The organism is Actinocrinis sp. (genome assembly GCF_035938995.1).
In the GTDB taxonomy this organism is placed as follows: domain Bacteria; phylum Actinomycetota; class Actinomycetes; order Streptomycetales; family Catenulisporaceae; genus DASZGI01.
Window position 1 is genome coordinate 1 of record NZ_DASZGI010000369.1, and the last position, 17,098, is coordinate 17,098.

At 69.7% G+C, this 17,098-nt stretch carries 17 protein-coding genes; 5 read left to right on the forward strand and 12 right to left on the reverse strand.

Annotated features, from left to right (window positions below):
* Positions 1-103: 103 nt before the first annotated feature.
* Positions 104-1,078: an acyl-ACP desaturase gene (locus tag VGZ32_RS25515; RefSeq protein WP_349263746.1), complete on the reverse strand. Its 975-nt coding sequence runs from the start codon at positions 1,076-1,078 to the stop codon at positions 104-106.
* Between the two features lie 450 nt (positions 1,079-1,528).
* Between VGZ32_RS25515 and VGZ32_RS25520 the strand changes: the two genes are divergently transcribed.
* Together VGZ32_RS25520 and VGZ32_RS25525 are read left to right on the forward strand one after the other, a co-directional pair.
* Complete coding sequence (locus VGZ32_RS25520; protein ID WP_326888741.1) at positions 1,529-1,711, forward strand: hypothetical protein; 183 nt, start codon at positions 1,529-1,531, stop codon at positions 1,709-1,711.
* A 114-nt stretch (positions 1,712-1,825) separates the two neighbouring features.
* Entirely contained in the window at positions 1,826-2,422 is a 597-nt protein-coding gene (locus VGZ32_RS25525) for a TMEM165/GDT1 family protein (protein WP_326888742.1), read from the forward strand.
* A gap of 46 nt (positions 2,423-2,468) precedes the next feature.
* On the opposite strand, the gene VGZ32_RS25530 is transcribed toward VGZ32_RS25525, so the two are convergent.
* From VGZ32_RS25530 to VGZ32_RS25555, 6 genes are all read right to left on the reverse strand, one after another.
* Positions 2,469-3,803 (reverse strand): LCP family protein, encoded by a 1,335-nt coding sequence (locus tag VGZ32_RS25530; protein ID WP_326888743.1) that lies wholly within the window; start codon positions 3,801-3,803, stop codon positions 2,469-2,471.
* A gap of 36 nt (positions 3,804-3,839) precedes the next feature.
* Positions 3,840-4,175: a cytidine deaminase gene (locus VGZ32_RS25535; RefSeq protein ID WP_326888744.1), complete on the reverse strand. Its 336-nt coding sequence runs from the start codon at positions 4,173-4,175 to the stop codon at positions 3,840-3,842.
* A gap of 57 nt (positions 4,176-4,232) precedes the next feature.
* Positions 4,233-5,597, reverse strand: coding sequence for a hemolysin family protein (locus VGZ32_RS25540; RefSeq protein ID WP_326888745.1), 1,365 nt, complete (start codon positions 5,595-5,597; stop codon positions 4,233-4,235).
* Positions 5,598-5,703: 106 nt separating this feature from the next.
* Complete coding sequence (gene ybeY, locus VGZ32_RS25545) at positions 5,704-6,183, reverse strand: rRNA maturation RNase YbeY (RefSeq protein ID WP_326888746.1); 480 nt, start codon at positions 6,181-6,183, stop codon at positions 5,704-5,706.
* Between the two features lie 8 nt (positions 6,184-6,191).
* The gene (locus tag VGZ32_RS25550; protein WP_349263747.1) at positions 6,192-7,199 is read right to left on the reverse strand and encodes a PhoH family protein; all 1,008 of its coding nucleotides are present in this window, start codon (positions 7,197-7,199) and stop codon (positions 6,192-6,194) included.
* Between the two features lie 362 nt (positions 7,200-7,561).
* A complete protein-coding gene (locus tag VGZ32_RS25555; protein ID WP_326888748.1) occupies positions 7,562-7,951 on the reverse strand; it encodes a histidine triad nucleotide-binding protein in 390 nt (129 codons plus the stop codon).
* Between the two features lie 226 nt (positions 7,952-8,177).
* Between VGZ32_RS25555 and VGZ32_RS25560 the strand changes: the two genes are divergently transcribed.
* The gene (locus tag VGZ32_RS25560; protein WP_326888749.1) at positions 8,178-8,771 is read left to right on the forward strand and encodes a hypothetical protein; all 594 of its coding nucleotides are present in this window, start codon (positions 8,178-8,180) and stop codon (positions 8,769-8,771) included.
* Between the two features lie 11 nt (positions 8,772-8,782).
* On the opposite strand, the gene VGZ32_RS25565 is transcribed toward VGZ32_RS25560, so the two are convergent.
* The 3 genes from VGZ32_RS25565 to hrcA all read right to left on the reverse strand — a co-directional run bounded on the left by VGZ32_RS25565 (position 8,783) and on the right by hrcA (position 11,944).
* A complete protein-coding gene (locus tag VGZ32_RS25565; protein WP_326888750.1) occupies positions 8,783-9,565 on the reverse strand; it encodes a 16S rRNA (uracil(1498)-N(3))-methyltransferase in 783 nt (260 codons plus the stop codon).
* An 81-nt stretch (positions 9,566-9,646) separates the two neighbouring features.
* Positions 9,647-10,783, reverse strand: a complete 1,137-nt coding sequence (dnaJ, locus tag VGZ32_RS25570) for a molecular chaperone DnaJ (protein WP_326888751.1) — start codon at positions 10,781-10,783, stop codon at positions 9,647-9,649.
* Between the two features lie 114 nt (positions 10,784-10,897).
* Entirely contained in the window at positions 10,898-11,944 is a 1,047-nt protein-coding gene (gene hrcA, locus VGZ32_RS25575; RefSeq protein WP_326888752.1) for a heat-inducible transcriptional repressor HrcA, read from the reverse strand.
* Between the two features lie 189 nt (positions 11,945-12,133).
* On the opposite strand from hrcA, the gene VGZ32_RS25580 reads away from it, so the two are divergent.
* Positions 12,134-13,033 carry a DUF3097 domain-containing protein gene (locus tag VGZ32_RS25580; RefSeq protein WP_326888753.1) on the forward strand — a complete coding sequence of 300 codons (900 nt, stop codon included), beginning with the start codon at positions 12,134-12,136 and terminating at the stop codon, positions 13,031-13,033.
* Positions 13,034-13,278: 245 nt separating this feature from the next.
* Here VGZ32_RS25580 and hemW read toward each other — a convergent pair whose 3' ends face one another.
* Both hemW and lepA read right to left on the reverse strand, forming a co-directional pair.
* Positions 13,279-14,499 (reverse strand): radical SAM family heme chaperone HemW, encoded by a 1,221-nt coding sequence (hemW, locus tag VGZ32_RS25585; protein ID WP_326888754.1) that lies wholly within the window; start codon positions 14,497-14,499, stop codon positions 13,279-13,281.
* A gap of 28 nt (positions 14,500-14,527) precedes the next feature.
* The gene (gene lepA / locus VGZ32_RS25590) at positions 14,528-16,390 is read right to left on the reverse strand and encodes a translation elongation factor 4 (RefSeq protein ID WP_326888755.1); all 1,863 of its coding nucleotides are present in this window, start codon (positions 16,388-16,390) and stop codon (positions 14,528-14,530) included.
* Between the two features lie 306 nt (positions 16,391-16,696).
* Between lepA and VGZ32_RS25595 the strand changes: the two genes are divergently transcribed.
* The coding region (locus VGZ32_RS25595; RefSeq protein ID WP_326888756.1) for a metallophosphoesterase family protein at positions 16,697-17,098 on the forward strand (402 nt) is incomplete at its 3' end.

The window sequence follows — 17,098 nt, forward strand, 5'->3', positions numbered from 1 at the left end:
TCAGCCGCGCGGCCGGCCTCGCCATCGAACGCCGAACCGCCGGGGCAGCAAGCACCACCCCGGCAACACCTCAGCCGTCGTAAACCTCAGCCCTCCGCGAGCCTCAGCGGCGCGCGGCCTGACGCTCCAAGTGCGCGTCGCGCTTCTCCTCGAAGCGCTTGGCCGCCGCGTCCAGGCCATCGAGCAGTGCGGACAGTTCCTCCCGGGCACGTTCGCCCTCGGGGCCCAGGTCGGTGCGCTCGAAGATCCGGACGTTGCGCAATACCGGGAGCAGTACCTCGTCGCGGTGGATGCGCAGGTTGTAGATCCCGGCCAGGGCGATCTTCACCGACTTGCGGGTGTAGTTCTCCACCGTCGATCCGGGCATCTGAAAGTTGCGGGCCACATCAAGAACCGCCCGCATCACGTCGTCGGGCGCCATATCGAACGCCGCGCCGAGGAGGTTGCGGTAGAAGACCATGTGCAGGTTCTCATCGTTGGCGATCTTCGCCAGCAGCCGCTCGCACATCGGCTCGCCCGAGTAGGTGCCCGTGTTGCGGTGCGAGATCCGGGTCGCCAACTCCTGGAACGAGACGTAGGCGATCGAATTGATCGCGCTCTGGGCGTTGGGCGAGTCGTAACCGATGGACATGTGCGTCATCCGGGCCCGCTCCAGCGCCACCGGATCCACCGCGCGGGTGGTCAGCAGGTAGTCGCGGATCGCGGTGCCGTGCCGCCCCTCCTCCGCGGTCCAGCGGTGCACCCAGCTGCCCCACGCCCCGTCCCGCCCGAACAGCGTCGCGATCTCGTAGTGGTAGCTGGGCAGGTTGTCCTCGGTCAAAAGGTTGAGGATCAGCGAGGTACGCGCGGTCTCGTCCAGCTTCGACTGGCCCGGCTCCCAGGCGGCGCCGCCGAGCGGACCGTCGAAGTTCTCCCCGTCGCTCCACGGCACGTACGTGTGCGGAAACCACTCCTTCGCCACCGTCAGGTGGCGGTTCAGGTTCTCCGCAACGACCGGCTCGAGCTCGGTGAGCAGCGCGGTCTGGTTGAGACCAGCGAGCGATAAGTGCTGGCGGTCACGTGCGGCGGTGGCAGGGATCACGGGCAGGCTCCCGGGGGACGATGGGACGGTTGGTTACGCGATCGTAGCTTACGGCAGCGTAGGTTACTCGAGCGTAGCCGATCAGCCTGAGAAGACCCCGAGATGCCTCGTGAGCTGCGCGCGAGAAAACACAAGCGCTTCTTTTGTTGTGTGAGTTGACAAATCCCGTGATCTAGTCCACCCTCGTAATCGAGGGTGGACTCCCGGAGAGCGCGCTGCGCTCCTGGAGTTCTCATGCACAGGTTCGCTCGGCCCCTGAGCGCGGGCGATCCGGAGTGCTGAATTGAATAGACATCGCCGCGCCGCCGCACCGGTGCGGCGATGGTCATTCTCCGGGATATTTCCCGGTCCGGATCTGCCTTGTGTTTTTCTTGCGTGACCGCTGCGCGATCCGGACGCCGCCAGCGGGTCTGTTGCCGCCGCGCCGACTGCCCTACGCTCTGCCGCATGACTCCAGGACCGCAGTACCTGCGCACAACGCTCGGCCCTGCGGCCGGCGTGGGCGTCGTCGCGGCGATCATCGCCGCGCAGGAGGGGGCGAGTGCGCTCGCCGCCGCGACCGTCGCGGTCGTGATCACCGGCGTGATCGCCGGGATGGTCGCGCTCAAACACCGTTTCTGGGGCGTCTGAATGGCCCGTTCGATCATCATCGCGCCTGAATTGCGCGGAACAATCTTCGCTGGTTGACCGCGTAGACTAGGCGAGTCTTCCCTCTTCCCCGGTCAGAACAGGACTCCCGCCTTCGTGGACGCCGCCGTCATAGCCACGACGTTCGCGGTCGTCTTCTTCGCGGAGCTGCCCGACAAGACCGCGCTGGCCAGCCTGGTGCTGGCGACCAAGTTCCGCCCCGGGCACGTGTTCGTCGGCGCCGCCGCGGGGTTCGCGGTCCAGGTGGGCATCGCGCTGGGAGCCGGCTCGCTGCTCGCCCTGCTTCCGCACCGCGCGCTCGAGGCCGTCGTCGCCGGGCTCTTCCTCCTCGGCGCCATCCTGATCCTGCGCCACGGCACCAAGGAGGAGCGGAAGAGCGAGGAAGAGGAGGTCGCCGAGGCGGCCAAGCCCTCGAATTCGCCCTGGCGCGCGATCCTGACCAGCTTCACCGTGATCACCGTCGCCGAGTTCGGGGATCTGACCCAGGTCGTCACCGCCAACCTCGCGGCGAAGTACGACTGGGCGTCGGTCGGCATCGGCTCCTTGGTCGCGCTGTGGACGGTCGCCGCGCTGGCCATCCTGGGCGGTCAGGCATTGCTTCGGGTGGTGCCGTTGAAGTACATCGTGCGTACGGCGGCGCTCATCATGGCCGGGCTCGCTGTGGTGTCGCTGGTCTCGGCGATCCAGGGCTAGCGCCGCACGGCGGGTCCTGCAGAACTGCGGTCGGGTCGAGTCAGGGTCAGCCGAGCGAGTTGAGCAGGCCGGACGGGATCGCGGCGTCCTGGTTGACTGCGCCGAACACCTGCGCAGCCTTCGCCTTGTCCCACAGCACGGTCGAGCCGAGGCCGGAGACCTGGTACCCCTCATTGGCGATGGGGACGGTGCCGACGGTGCCCTTGCCGCCGCCGAGCGACCGGCTGTGCCAGCTCATGTTCAGCAGGTCCCAGAGCCCGGTTCCGTTGTCCACGGCGATCGAGTCGAGCATGGCGCCCGTGACGGGGTAGAAGGTGAACGGGTTGAGCAGGACGCCGGGGCGCAGGGTCGCGTGCGAGAGCCCGACCACGAACTTCTGCTGGTTCGCCATCCGGCTGATGTCGGAGTTCGCCAGCGAGTAGCGGGTGCGGATCAGGGCGAGCGACTGCGTGCCGTTCAGCGTCTGGCAGCCGGCCGGCAGGTTCGCACCGGAGTGGCTGTCCTTGACCGGGGAGGCGAGGCAGAGGTTCACGCCGCCGACCGAGTTGACCACGTTGACCACGCCGAGGAAGCCGATCTCGGCGTAGTGGTCGATGCGGACTCCGGTCGCCGTCTCGACCGTCTCGATCAACAGCGGCACTCCGCCGGCCGAGTAGGCCGAATTGATCTTCGCCTTGTACGCGCTGTGCGACTTGCCGTTCGCATCCGTATACGCCGGGATGGTGACGTATGAGTCGCGCGGGATCGAGATGAGGTCCGGGCCGCTCGCGCCGTAGTGCAGCAGGAGCATGGTGTCCGTGTTAAGCCCCTGATCTGAGCCCACGTGGTACTGATCCCGCTGCGCGGGAGTGAGGTTGGACCGGCTGTCCGAACCGACGATCAGCCAGTTGGTGCCGCCGCCCTGGACCGGGCGTCCCGAGTAGTCGGTGATCGCGCCGGCGTGGGTGACCTTGCCGGAGGCCCAGAACCACGTGCCGAGCATGGTTCCGATCAGCGCGAGCAGGAGAACCAGCACGGTCAGAGTCGTGATCCGGACCCAGCGCCGACGGCGGCGCGGCTTCGCACCGGGTGCGGCGCCCGGCCCGCCGCCGTCACCTGGAGCGTCCGGTGCGTCGGGGCCGCCGGAGAGCTTCGGCTTCTTCGCGAACAGGGGCCTGGCACGCTTCGCGCCGCGGCCATAAGTGGAGACGGCCGGGGCCATCGGAGCGGCTGCGCCGGGCGTGTCGGGATTCGACGACGCGCGGTTCGACGAAACCGGCCCGGGATCGACCTGTCGCGGATCGTCCCGGGTCGCCATCGGGTCGAAGCCGGGCGTGGGCCCGGCCTCCGGCTCGGATGGATCCCCGGCCCCGTAGAACCGTTCGGGGCGCTCGCCGCTCATGCTGCCTCCGTTGCGTTGGCGTGCATTAGGCGTGCACTAGATACGCGCCACGACTTGGCCGTCCGGCGCGGCGAGGAAGACCGCGCCCGCCTTGAGGTCGAGCGCCGCCGCGGCCTGATCCGGCGTGAGTTCCGTGTCGGTGGACACGATCGCGGCCGCCTCCAGTCCGGAAGCTCCGGAGGAGACCGCCATCGCGACCGCGACTTCGAGGGCGGACAGGCGCAGGGACGGCAGCGAGACCGGGATGGCGGCGTACGTGCGGCCGTTGGTGTCGCGCACCGCGGCCCCGGACTCGGTGCCGTTCCGGGCCCGGTGCGCGCGGGCCAGGGTGATGATCTTCGCGTCCTCGGGGTCGAGGTCCTGGTCGGTCATCGGGTTTCGGCTCCCTCGTCGTGGTCGGGCGGCTGGTGATCGGCGGGCTCAGGGCCGTCATCGGTCGTCGTGGCCCGGCGGGTCGAAGTCGTCGGCGGGACGGGCGGCGGGCACCGGCTCGGGAGCCGGCTCCGCGGGTTCGGCGCCGGTCAGTCGCACCAGCACGGTTCCGATCCGGCGCCGCCTGCCCTCGGTGGACTCGGCGGTCAGCGTCAGGCCGTCCAGTTCGACCACCGCGCCCGGGATCGGCACCTTGCCCAGCTTCTTGGCGAGCAAACCGCCGACCGTCTCGACGTCCACGTCTTCGAGGTCGCGGCCGAACAGCTCGCCGAGCTCGTCCAGGCCGAGGCGGGCGGAAACCCGGGCGCCCTCGGCCGCGTCGCCCGGCTCGCCGAGCCACTCGACCTCGGGGCGGCCCACGTCGTACTCGTCGGTGATCTCGCCGACGATCTCCTCGAGGATGTCCTCGATGGTCACCAGGCCCGCGGTGCCGCCGTACTCGTCGATGACGATGGCCACGTGGATGCGCTGGGCCTGCATGTCCCGCAGCAGCTCGTCGGCGTGCTTGGAATCCGGCACGTAGGTGGCCGGGCGCATCACCGACTCGACCAGTTCGACGCTCTCCGTCCCGGGATGCTCATGCGTGCGGCGGACCAGGTCCTTGAGATAGACGATGCCGACCACGTCGTCGGCGTCCCGGCCGAGCACCGGGATGCGGGAGAAGCCGCTGCGCAGGGCGAGGCTGAGGGCTTGGCGCAGGGTCTTGTCCCGCTCGATGAAGAGCATGTCGGTGCGCGGCACCATCACCTCTTTGACGAGAGTGTCGCCGAGCTCGAAGACGGAGTGCACCATCCGCCGCTCGGCCGCCTCGATCTCGCTGTTCTGCTCCGCGATGTCGACCAGGGCGCGCAGCTCGGCCTCGGTGGCGAACGGCCCCTCGCGGAAGCCGCGCCCGGGGGTCAGCGCGTTGCCGAGCAGGATCAGCGCGTGGGCCAGCGGGCCGAGGATCCGGCTGAGCGGCAGCAGCACGGCGGCGCCGACGATGGCGATCCGGGGCGCGTGCTGGCGGCCGAGGGTGCGCGGCGCGACGCCGACCGCGACGTACGAGACCACCACCATCACCGCCGCGGCGATCGCCCCGGCGCCCCAGGTCAGGCCCCATCGCCGGACGCACACCATGGTGACCATGACGGCCGCCGTCAGCTCGCCGACCACCCGGATGAGCAGCACCAGGTTCACGTACCGGGCCGGGTCCGCGGTCAGCCGGACCAGCCGGGCGGCGCCGGGCGCGCCCTGCTCGCGCAGCTCCTCGGCGCGGACTCGGGAGATCTGCGCCAGCGCCGCCTCGACGCTGGCGGCCAGCCCGGCGACGAAGACGGCCGCGGCGGCGCCGACCAGCAGCCAGGCGATCGCCGCGGTCATCGGCGCGCTTCCGGCCGGGTGCCGCGTGCGGTATTGGGGCTTCGTCTATTACTGGGGTCCATGTGCGGGTCTCGTATGCCTCAGGGGTCGGCGGGTCCGGTGCCCTTCAGTGGCCGCGCCGCTCGTCGCCCGCGTGTCTGCGCCAGCGGGCGAGCAGCTCGTTCTGCAGGCCGAACATCTCCGCCTTCTCGTCCGGCTCGGCGTGGTCGTAGCCGAGCAGGTGCAGGATGCCGTGGGTGGTGAGCAGGTGCAGCTCGTCGGCGGTGGAGTGGCCGGCCGCCTCCCCCTGCTTGGCGGCCACCTCGGGGCACAGCACCACGTCGCCGAGCAGACCCGGCTCTGGTTCGTTGTCGTCCTCGGCGCGCGAGGGCCGCAGCTCGTCCATCGGGAAGGACAGCACGTCGGTCGGGCCCGGCTCGTCCATCCACTGGATGTGCAGCTGCTCCATCGCGGCGGTGTCGACCAGCAGGATCGACAGCTCGGCCAGCGGGTGGATTCCCATTTGGTCCAGCACGTAGCGGGCCAGCGCGACGATGGCCGCCTCGTCGACCCCCACGCCGGACTCGTTGTTGATATCGATGGACATGGCAGCGATCATCCCACCGCGCGGGCCCGCGGACCGGCCCGGCGCTGGGCGCGGTTCGCCGCGGGCGGGAAGGGCCGCTCCCGCTCCTCGCGGGCGGCGTCGTAGCGGCCGTAGGCGTCCACGATCTCCCCGACGAGCCGGTGGCGCACCACGTCTGTGCTGGTCAGCCGGGAGAAGTGGATGTCCCCGACCCCCTCGAGGATGTCCTGGACCACCCGCAACCCCGACTCGGTGCCGCCGGGCAGGTCGACCTGGGTGACGTCGCCGGTGACGACGATCTTGGAGCCGAAGCCGAGCCGGGTCAGGAACATCTTCATCTGCTCGGGCGAGGTGTTCTGCGCCTCGTCCAGGATGATGAAAGCATCATTAAGCGTTCTGCCACGCATGTAGGCCAGCGGGGCGACCTCGATCGTCCCGGCCGCCATCAGGCGGGGGATCGAGTCGGGGTCGATCATGTCGTGCAGCGCGTCGTAGAGCGGGCGCAGGTACGGGTCGATCTTCTCGTACAGGGTGCCGGGCAGGAAGCCGAGCCGCTCGCCGGCCTCGACGGCGGGCCGGGTCAGGATGATCCGGTTGACGTCCTTGGCCTGCAGCGCCTGTACGGCCTTCGCCATGGCCAGGTAGGTCTTGCCGGTACCGGCCGGGCCGATGGAGAACACGATCGTGTGCTTGTCGATCGCGTCGACGTACCGCTTCTGGTTCACCGTCTTCGGGCGGATGGTGCGGCCCCGGTTGGACAGGATGTTCTGGGTCAGCACCTCGGCGGGCCGCTCGGCGCCGCCGCCCTCGCGGCCCGCGCGCAGGATCGCGATCGAGCGCTCGACGGCGTCCGCGGTCAGCGTCGCCCCGGTGCGCAGGACCAGCAGCATCTCGGAGAACAGCTGCTCGACCAGCTCGACGTCGGCGGCCGGGCCGGTGGCGGTGATCTCGTTGCCCCGGGCGTGGATGTCGAGCGCGGGCAGATGCTTCTCGATCACCCGCAGGATGCTGTCCCCGGTGCCCAGCACGGCGACCATGGGGTGGGCGGCCGGGATGGTGATCTTCGTCTGCGCGGCCGCCGCGCCCGCGCCCTCGTCTCCGGGGGCCGGCGGGGTGGCGCTGTCCCGGGACGTCGCGTCCGTAAGGACCGGGGCCTTCGCTGCGGAAGACTTGCGCGCGCGGTTGGTGGCGGTACGGGGCTTGTTTGGCTGCTCAGTCATGGGCCGGGCCACGGGGGCCTTCGAATCACGCCTTCTTGTGGGTTCGTCAGTCGTCGGGACGGATCCCATCGTATCGAGCACCAACGACTCTGCTGCGGGCAATTATTTCGTGCGGCGGGGCCTGGAGCCGGAGTTCCCTCCTTCAGTTCCCGCCGCTGTTTCGCTCAGCCGGGTGTCGCTCAGCCACGGGCGCCGAAGTGCCCGAGCGCGGCGCCGCCCAGGACGTGCAGGTGGACGTGATAGACGGTCTGACCGGCCGCGTCGCCCGAATTCAGCACGAAGCGGTACCCGGGAACGTCGCCGTGGTCGGTGAGCCCGTCGAGCTTGGCGACCTCGAAGCCCTCGGCGAGCAGGCCGGCGGCCAGGGCGGGGTCGCCGAGGGCCAGCTCCGCCGCGTCGCGGTAGCCGTGCTGCTTGGGGATCACCAGGACGTGCGTGGGCGCCTGCGGGGCGATGTCGCGGAAGGCGAGGAAGTCGTCGGTCTCGCGGACGATCGTGGCGGGCAGTTCGCGGGCGGCGATCCGGCAGAACAGGCACGTCGCGTCAAACGCGGTTTCGGAGTTCGGCATACCTGCTCCAGGCTCTGGCGGGGGAAAGGGGGCTCGAGGGTTGTAGCGGGGAAGGCGGATTAGCTCGATCCGGTGATCTTGGTTAGCGCGAAAGAGTCGAATCCGTTCAGTCGCACCGATCTTAGGCGCTCTCGTTGGTCTCCCACTGTGTACCGTTCCGGATCGTCGAAGACAGCGATCAGGACTGTACGCCGATCACCGACCCCTTAGCTCAGGGAACGCACCTATGGATCGACTCGCCGTTCACATCGTGGCCACCGCCGTGCTCACTGCCGCGTTGGCCACGATTCCCACGGCCGTGGCCCACCCGGACGCCACCGCTTCGACCTCGCCCGCCGCATCCACATCCGCAGCTCCGAAACCCTCGCCGTCCCCGTCCCCCGCCGCATCGGCGTCTCCTTCCACACCGTCGAAGAAGGACGCTCAGCCGCCGCAAACACAAAGGGAGCGCCGCGGTCTCGACGCACTCCCGTGCGCGGACGCCTATCAGGTCGGAGCGACCGCGTATGCGCGCTGGCACGGAGCGATCGCGTTCTCCGTCAGGCAGTTCTATTCGCCGAAGTGCCACGCCCGGTTTGGGTTCGCCTATCCGTGGCTCCAGTTCCGGGTCAAGCAGGTGAGTTATGACCTCGGCGTCGGCGAATTCGACGTGACGCATGACGCGATCGACGGCGCCCGAACATTCGTCGGCGGCGCGGGCGGACCTTACTTCTGGTCATCCGCGGTGTCTGTCCCCGCCGGTACCTGTACCGAAGGGGTCGCGCACTTCTTCTTCCCCGACGACGAGATGGACTCCTTTACCGCGAAGTTCTGCCACTGAGCAGGACGCACTCAGTTCCAGCGGCCTGAGCGTGCCAGCAGCACCGCGGCCGCAGCGGTCCCGGCGGTCGAGGTGCGCAGGACGGTCGGGCCCATCCGATAAGGCAGACCACCCGCTTCGGTGAACGCGTGCAATTCCTCCGGGGAGATCCCACCCTCCGGACCGACCACGAGCACGATCTCCCGCGCAGTCGGCGCCGCTTCCACGCCGCCCGATGAGGACGCAGCCGGAGGCGGGGGCAGCGTCAAGTCGGCGAGCGACTGCTCCGCAGACTCGTGCAGCAGGACGGGCGCGGCCGCGGATGCGAGCAGCTTGGCGACCTTCGCGGTGGACGCGACCTCGTCGATCTCGGGCCACCACGCTCGCCGGGCCTGCTTACTCGCCTCGGCCGCGGTCGAACGCCATTTGGCCAGGGACTTCGCGCCCCGGTCGCCCCGCCACTGGGTGATCGAGCGGGCGGCCGACCACGGCACGATCGCGTCGACGCCGATCTCGGTCATCGTCTCGACCGCTGTCTCACCCCGGTCTGACTTGGGCAACGCCTGCACGACGGTGATCCGCGGGTCGGGCGCCGCGACGTGCAGCAACTCGAGGACCTCCAGGTCGAGGGCCTGGCCGGCGGAGCGCAGCACGACGCACTGCGCGAGCAGCCCGGCGCCGTCAGTCAGGTCGAGCCGCTCGCCCACCTGAAGCCGGCGGACCAGCGCGGCGTGCCGGCCTTCGGGGCCGTCGAGGCGGACCGCCGGTCCGTTAAGGCGCTCGCGTGGGACGTGGAAGACGGGAGCTGTGGTCATCGGCTCATCACTGCTCTTCGCGCGGCGGAACGATGCGCCGCGACGGCAGCGCGCGCTCCGGGTTCGGGCGTCGGCTCCGGGTCACCGGTTGTTGATCGCGTCCTTGATCCGCGAGAACAGCCGCTGCTGCCCCGGCGCGAAGGTGCCGGACGGGCGCTCCTCGCCGCGCAGCCGGGCGAGCTTGCGCAGCAGCTCCTCCTGCTCCGGGTCGAGGTTCTTCGGCGTCTGCACGTCGACATGGACCACCAGGTCGCCCCGGGTCGAGCCGCGCAGGTGCTGGATGCCGCGGCCGCGCAGGGTGATCGCCTGGCCGGACTGGGTCCCCGGACGGATGTCCAGGTCCACCGAGCCGTCCAGCGTCTCCAGCGGGATCTTGGTGCCCAGCGACGCGGCCGTCATCGGCATGGTGACGGTGCAGTGCAGGTCGTCCCCGCGCCGCTGGAAGATCGAGTGCGGCTCCTCGACGATCTCGATGTACAGATCGCCGGCCGGGCCCGCGCCCGGGCCGACCTCGCCCTCGCCGGCCAGCTGGATCCGGGTGCCGTTGTCCACGCCCGGCGGGATCTTCACGGTCAGGGTCCGGCGGGTGCGCACCCGCCCGTCGCCGGCGCACTCGACGCACGGGGTGGGAACCACGGTCCCGTAGCCCTGGCACTGCGGGCACGGCCGCGAGGTCATCACCTGGCCCAGGAACGACCGGGTGACCTGCGAGACCTCGCCGCGACCGCGGCACATGTCGCAGGTGACCGGCGAGGTGCCGGGGGCCGCGCCGTCGCCCTGGCAGGTCGGGCAGATCACGGCGGTGTCGACCTGGATGTCCCGCTGGGCGCCGAACGCCGCGTCGTGCAGGCTGATCTCCACCCGGATCAGCGCGTCCTGGCCGCGGCGCACCCGTGACCGGGGGCCGCGGGAGGCGCCGCCGCCGAAGAAGGCGTCCATGATGTCGCTGAACGCGAAGCCCGCGCCGAAGCCGCCGCCCGGTCCGGCTCCCGCCCCGGAGGTGCGGGACGGGTCGCCGCCGAGGTCGTAGACCTGCCGCTTCTGGGGGTCGGACAGGACCTCGTAGGCCAGCCCTATCTCCTTGAAGCGGTCCTGGGTCTCCGGGTCGGGGTTGACGTCCGGGTGCAGTTCGCGGGCGAGGCGGCGGTACGCCTTCTTGATCTCCTCCTGGGTCGCGTCGCGCCTAACCCCGAGGACCGCGTAGTAATCGGTCGCCACGTGAAACTCCAGCCGGAATCGGACATGGTGCCCCCATCCGAGCACCGTCTGCCTGTCGTCGTACTGCTTTGCTGCTTGTGCTGCCGGTCGTGCACCGGGTCGGCCCCCACCGGCTCACGCCTGGTCGAGGACCCTCCCGACGTAACGGGCAACGGCTGAGACCGCCGCCATAGTGCCCGGGTAGTCCATTCTGGTCGGCCCGAGCACGCCGAGTTGCGCCACGGTGTCGCCGTCGCGGCCGTAGCCGCTGGTGACCACCGACGTCGAGGCGAGCTCTTCGTAGCCTGTCTCATGCCCGATCCGGACCTTAAGCGTAGACGGTCCGGTGGCCTCGCCGAGCAGCTTGAGCAGGACCATCTGCTCTTCCAGCGCCTCGAGGACCGGGCCGATCGTCTCGGGGAAGTCCTGGCGGAACCGGGTCAGGTTCGCGGTGCCGCCGAGGATCACCCGCTCTTCACGCTGCTCGACTATCACCTCGAGCAGGATCGCCGCCAGCGCCTCGACCGTGTGCCGGTCCTCGAGCGGGAACTGGTCGGCGAAGTCGACGAGCCGGCCCGGCACGTCGGCCAGCCGCCGCCCGACCACCACGGCGTTGAGCCGGGCCCGCATGTCGGCCAGCAGCTGGTCGGTGACCGGCGCGGTCTCCACGATCCGTTGCTCGACCCGGCCGGTGTCGGTGATCAGGATCAGCATCACCCGGCTCGCGTTGATCGCGACCAGCTCGACGTGCCGGACCGAGGACCGGGACAGCGACGGGTACTGGACCACGGCCACCTGCCGGGTGATCTGGGCGAGCAGCCGGACGGTGCGCGAGATCACATCGTCCAGGTCGACCGCGCCGCCGAGGAAGGTGTAGATCGCGTTGCGTTCGGCGGAGGACAGCGGCTTCACGCTGGAGAGCCGGTCGACGAACAGCCGGTAGCCCTTGTCGGTCGGGACGCGCCCGGCGCTCGTGTGGGGCTGGTGGATGTAGCCCTCGTCCTCCAGGGCCGCCATGTCGTTGCGTATGGTCGCCGGGGAGACGCCGAGGTTGTGCCGCTCGACCAGGGCCTTCGAACCGACCGGCTCCTGTGTGGCGACGTAGTCCTGGACGATGGCGCGCAGCACGTCGAGACGGCGCCGGTCCAGCCGTGGGTCGTCGACTCTCGATTCGTCCGGCAAGCGTGTACACCTCCCACGATCCATAACGCGTCTGGCACTCGGTGTGACCGAGTGCCAGTCACGGAAAACAGTGTACGGCGCGGGAGCAGGCGGAGTCTTTAGCCGAAGTTGACCAAGGGCCGCTTCGGGCGGTGAACACGAGCCCGGTTCCGAGCCCCGTCCAGTGTCGGCCCCCGCTACGCTCGAGCGATGGACAGCAGCGACCGCCCCCGCGCCGGCCGAACGGACCGCGGCCCGGCGCCGAAGCGGTACGGCCCCGCGGACTTGCTGCCATCCTCCCGGGCGGCGCGGCCGCTGCCCGAGGTCGAGGCAGTCACAGACCTGGTGATCGAGGAGGTCACCACCGGTTTCTGCGGGGCGGTGGTCCGAGTGGAGAAGACTCCCGGCGGCTTCACGGTGACCTTGGAGGATCGGTTCAGAAAGCACCGCGTGTTCCCGCTCGGCCCCGGCTTCCTCCTGGAAGGCAAGCCGGTCGTGCTGGTGCGTCCCAAGCCACAGCCGAACAATGCGCAGGGAACGGCGCGCACCGCCTCAGGCTCCCGCGCGGTCGCGGGCCTGCGGGCACGGGTCGCGAGGGGCGGCCGGATCTACGTCGAGGGCAAGCACGACGCCGAGTTGGTCGAGCGGGTCTGGGGCGCCGACCTGCGGATCGAGGGCGTCGTGGTGGAGCTGCTGGACGGGGTGGACCTGCTGCCGGGCATCGTGGAGCAGTTCGCACCGGAACCCGGGCGCCGCCTCGGCGTGCTGGTCGACCACATGGTGGCGAACTCGAAGGAGACCCGGATCGCGGGCCAGGTACAGAAGGGTCGCGAGGACAGCGTGCTAGTGCTCGGCCATCCGTACGTGGACATCTGGCAGGCGGTCAAACCCTCAGCGCTCGGATTCGAGGCGTGGCCGCGCGTGCCGAGGACGGAGGAGTGGAAGCGAGGAGTGTGCGAGCGGCTCAGGCGCAAGGACCCGACCTGGCCGCTGGAACCCCGCGAAGCCTGGCCAAGGGTGCTCGGTGCGGTGAACTCCTACAAGGACCTCGAACCTGAGCTGCTCGGCAGAGTCGAGGCCCTGATCGACTTCGTCACCACGCCCGCGTAACCGCGCCGCTGCACCAGCCCCTCCACCGATCCCGCCGCTGCGCTCCGCGCTCCCCCACCACGCCGCCGCGCGACCGCCCGCTGCCACAGCGATCTCGGAGACGATGCACGCCCGCACACCACCCTGTGCCCCGTTCCCCGCACCCTGCGCTCGCCACACCCGACCTGTCGCCGCGCCCACACCCCACCCCGCCGCCGCCATTCCGATTATCGGATCATCGCGCATTCCGATCATCGGAAGGCCATCTAGTCGGTGAAGTCCCGGACGAGGGCATCGGCCAGTAGGCGTCCCTGGAGCGTCAGCACCGCGTGGCCGTCGGCGAATGGCAGCGGTTCCAGAAACTTCTCGGCGAGCGCGCGTCCGGCCGCCGCGCGGCCCTTTTCCGACAGCAGCGCGAGGTCGAGGCCGTCGGCCAGGCGCAGCTCCAGCAGGATTCGCTCGAACCGCCGATCTGCCGCGCCCAACAGTTCGCGGGCGTGCCCCGGCGATCGCCCTGCCGCTAGTCGCTGCGCGTACGCGGCCGGGTGCTTAACGTTCCACCAGCGCACGCCGCTGACATGGCTGTGCGCGCCGGGGCCGATGCCCCACCAGTCGGCGCCCGTCCAATAGAGCAGGTTGTGCTTGCACTGGGCATCCTCCGAGACCGCCCAGTTCGACACCTCGTACCATCGGTACCCGGCCTCCGCCAGCAGCTGATCCGCGATCAGGTACCGGTCTGCGTGCACATCGTCGTCGATGTCAGGCAGCTCGCCGCGCTTGATCCGGGCCGCGAGGCGGGTGCCCTCCTCGACGATCAGCGAGTAGGCGGAGACGTGGTCGGGGTACGCGCCGATCACCGCCTCGAGGGAGGCGCGCCAGTCGTCGTCGGACTCGCCCGGCGTGCCGTAGATGAGGTCGAGGTTGACCTGCTCGAACCCGGCGTCGTACGCCCAGCGCACGCACTGCTCCGGGCGCCCGGCCGTGTGCCCCCGCTCCAGCACCTTAAGCACGTGCGGCCGCGCCGACTGCATGCCGAACGAGACCCGGTTGAAGCCGCCGTCGCACAGCTCGACCAGGTACTTCTCGTCCACCGACTCGGGGTTCGCCTCCGTGGTGACCTCGGCCCCGGCGGCGAGCCCGAACTCGTCCCGGATCGCCTTGAGGATCGCCTTCAGATCGGCGGCCGGCAGCAAAGTGGGGGTGCCGCCGCCGAAGAACACCGTCTCGACCGGCACGTAGCGGTCCCCGAGCGCGCGCCGGGCCAGCCGGATCTCCGCGATCGCGGTCTCGGCGTATGAGGCCTGTGACGCTCCGCCGCCCAGCTCGCGAGCGGTGTATGTGTTGAAGTCGCAGTAGCCGCATCGAGTCGCGCAGAAGGGAACGTGCACGTAGAAGCCGAAAGCCTCGCTGCCGAAGGCAGCTACGGCGTCGGCGGGCAGCGAGCCGTCCTCGGGGACCGGATCGCCGTCGAGCTGGGCAGAGGGCACGGCTCTAGTGTCTCAGGCCGCGGCCGTTCTACTTCTTCCTGGTGTCGGCTGCACCGTCGGAGTCGGTCGACAGCGCGGCGATGAAGGCCTCCTGGGGCACCTCGACCCGGCCGACCATCTTCATCCGCTTCTTGCCTTCCTTCTGCTTTTCCAGCAGCTTGCGCTTTCGGCTGATGTCGCCGCCGTAGCACTTCGCGAGGACGTCCTTGCGCATGGCGCGCACGCTCTCACGGGCGATCACCCGGGCGCCGATCGCGGCCTGGATCGGCACCTCGAACTGCTGGCGCGGGATCAGCTCCTTCAGCCGCTCGGCCATCTTGACGCCGTAGTTGTACGCGCGGTCCTTATGAACGATCGACGAGAAGGCGTCCACCTTCTCGCCGTGCAGGAGGATGTCGACCTTCACCAGTTCGGCGAGCTGCTCCCCGGTCGGTTCGTAGTCCAGCGAGGCGTAACCCCTGGTCTTGGACTTGAGCGCGTCGAAGAAGTCGAAGATGATCTCACCCAGCGGCAGCGTATACCGCAGCTCGACCCGGTCCTCGGACAGGTAATCCATACCGAGCAGGTTGCCGCGGCGGGACTGGCACAGCTCCATGATCGCGCCGATGTACTCGGAGGGGGCCAGCACCGTCGCACGCACCACCGGCTCGTAGACCTCGGCGATCTTGCCGTCCGAGGGGAACTCGCTGGGGTTGGTGACGATGTTCTCCTGCCCGTTCTCCATCACCACCCGGTAGACGACGTTGGGCGCGGTGGCGATCAGGTCCAGGTTGAACTCGCGCTCGAGCCGCTCCCGGATGATCTCCAGGTGCAGCAGGCCGAGGAAGCCGACGCGGAAGCCGAAGCCGAGCGCGGCCGAGGTCTCCGGCTCGTAGACCAGCGCGGCGTCGTTCAGCCGCAGCTTGTCCAAGGCGTCGCGCAGGTCCGGGTAGTCCGAGCCGTCGATCGGGTAGAGGCCGGAGAAGACCATCGGCTTGGGTTCCTTGTAGCCGCCGAGCGCCTGGGTGGCCCCCTTGACCTGGGCGGTGATCGTGTCGCCCACCTTCGACTGGCGCACGTCCTTCACCCCGGTGATCAGGTAGCCAACCTCGCCCGCGCCGAGGCCGTCGGACGGAGTGGGCTCGGGCGAGATGACCCCGATCTCGAGCAGCTCGTGGGTGGCGCCGGTCGACATCATCAGGATGCGCTCGCGCTTGCTCAGCCGGCCGTCCACCACGCGGACATAGGTGACCACGCCGCGATACGAGTCGTAGACCGAGTCGAAGATCATCGCGCGCGCTTTGCCGTCCGGCGCGCCTGCCGGAGCGGGCACCGTGTGCACCACGTGGTTCAGCAGCTCCGGCACGCCGGCGCCGGTCTTGCCGGAGACCCGGAGTACGTCGTCGGGCTCGCAGCCGATCAGGTGCGCCAGCTCGGCCGCGTACTTCTCCGGCTGCGCCGCGGGCAGGTCGATCTTGTTGAGCACCGGAATGATCGTCAGATCGTTCTCCAGCGCCATGTACAGGTTCGCCAGAGTCTGCGCCTCGATCCCCTGCGCCGCGTCGACCAGCAGGACCGCGCCCTCGCAGGCGGCCAGCGAGCGGGACACCTCGTAGGTGAAGTCCACGTGGCCGGGGGTGTCGATCAGGTTGAGGATGTGCGTCACCCCGTCCACCTGCCAGGGCAGCCGGACCGCCTGCGACTTGATGGTGATGCCGCGCTCGCGCTCGATGTCCATCCGGTCGAGGTACTGCGCCCGCATCTGCCGCTCGTCGACCACCCCGGTGAGCTGGAGCATCCGGTCGGCCAGGGTCGATTTGCCGTGGTCGATGTGCGCGATGACGCAGAAGTTGCGGATCAGCGCGGGGTCGGTGCGCGAGGGCTGCGGCACCTGGGGCGGGAGCGAGGGCAACGAAGTCAATCCATTCGACTGGTCGGGACCACCCCCCATGGTCCCATGACGGCGGGGCTGTCGCGGAAACGGGCGGCGGCTGTCCGGACCGTGTGACATCGTGGATCGCGCTCGGGCGTGATTTAGAAGGAGCGTCGGATAAGCCCGCGGCGTCTGACGCGTGCGATCGCAAGGCGGCGGAGCTCCCTCATATCGGGAATATGTGGGTGCTTCGCCAACGCAGCGAGCGTGCGTGGCAGGCGTCACGGGCCCGGCGATCCTTCTAAATCACGCCCCAGGACCCGACGGTCGCGTGGAGGGCTGGAGATGGCGCGTTTCCTGCATACCGCGGATTGGCAGCTCGGCATGGTGCGCGCCTTCTTGCCTGTGGAGGCGCAGGCCCGGTTCGACGAGGCACGGATCGACGCGGTCAGGGCGCTGGGCAGGCTGGCCGAGGCCGAAGGCTGCGATTTCGTCGTGGTCTGCGGGGACGTGTTCGAGCACGCACAGATCGGCGCGAAGGCGGCGGGCCGCTCGATGCGCGCGCTCAAGGCGCTGCCCGTCCCCGTCTACCTGCTGCCCGGGAACCACGACCCGCTGAACGCCGGCTCGGTCTATCGCAGCCGCTGGTTCACGACGGAGCGGCCGGAGCAGGTGACCGTGCTGGACGCGCCCGGACTGGTGCGGATCTCGGCGGAAGTGGAGCTGCTGGTCGCCCCGTGGTACAGC

Bases quoted from the DNA above. Each gene is read 5' to 3' on its own strand.
- VGZ32_RS25520 (WP_326888741.1), top strand. From the start codon at position 1,529: ATGACTCCAGGACCGCAGTACCTGCGCACAACGCTCGGCCCTGCGGCC.
- VGZ32_RS25530 (WP_326888743.1), bottom strand. From the start codon at position 3,803: ATGAGCGGCGAGCGCCCCGAACGGTTCTACGGGGCCGGGGATCCATCC.
- VGZ32_RS25535 (WP_326888744.1), bottom strand. From the start codon at position 4,175: ATGACCGACCAGGACCTCGACCCCGAGGACGCGAAGATCATCACCCTG.
- VGZ32_RS25540 (WP_326888745.1), bottom strand. From the start codon at position 5,597: ATGACCGCGGCGATCGCCTGGCTGCTGGTCGGCGCCGCCGCGGCCGTC.
- ybeY (WP_326888746.1), bottom strand. From the start codon at position 6,183: ATGTCCATCGATATCAACAACGAGTCCGGCGTGGGGGTCGACGAGGCG.
- VGZ32_RS25550 (WP_349263747.1), bottom strand. From the start codon at position 7,199: ATGGTCGCCGTGCTGGGCACCGGGGACAGCATCCTGCGGGTGATCGAG.
- VGZ32_RS25555 (WP_326888748.1), bottom strand. From the start codon at position 7,951: ATGCCGAACTCCGAAACCGCGTTTGACGCGACGTGCCTGTTCTGCCGG.
- VGZ32_RS25560 (WP_326888749.1), top strand. From the start codon at position 8,178: ATGGATCGACTCGCCGTTCACATCGTGGCCACCGCCGTGCTCACTGCC.
- VGZ32_RS25565 (WP_326888750.1), bottom strand. From the start codon at position 9,565: ATGACCACAGCTCCCGTCTTCCACGTCCCACGCGAGCGCCTTAACGGA.
- VGZ32_RS25580 (WP_326888753.1), top strand. From the start codon at position 12,134: ATGGACAGCAGCGACCGCCCCCGCGCCGGCCGAACGGACCGCGGCCCG.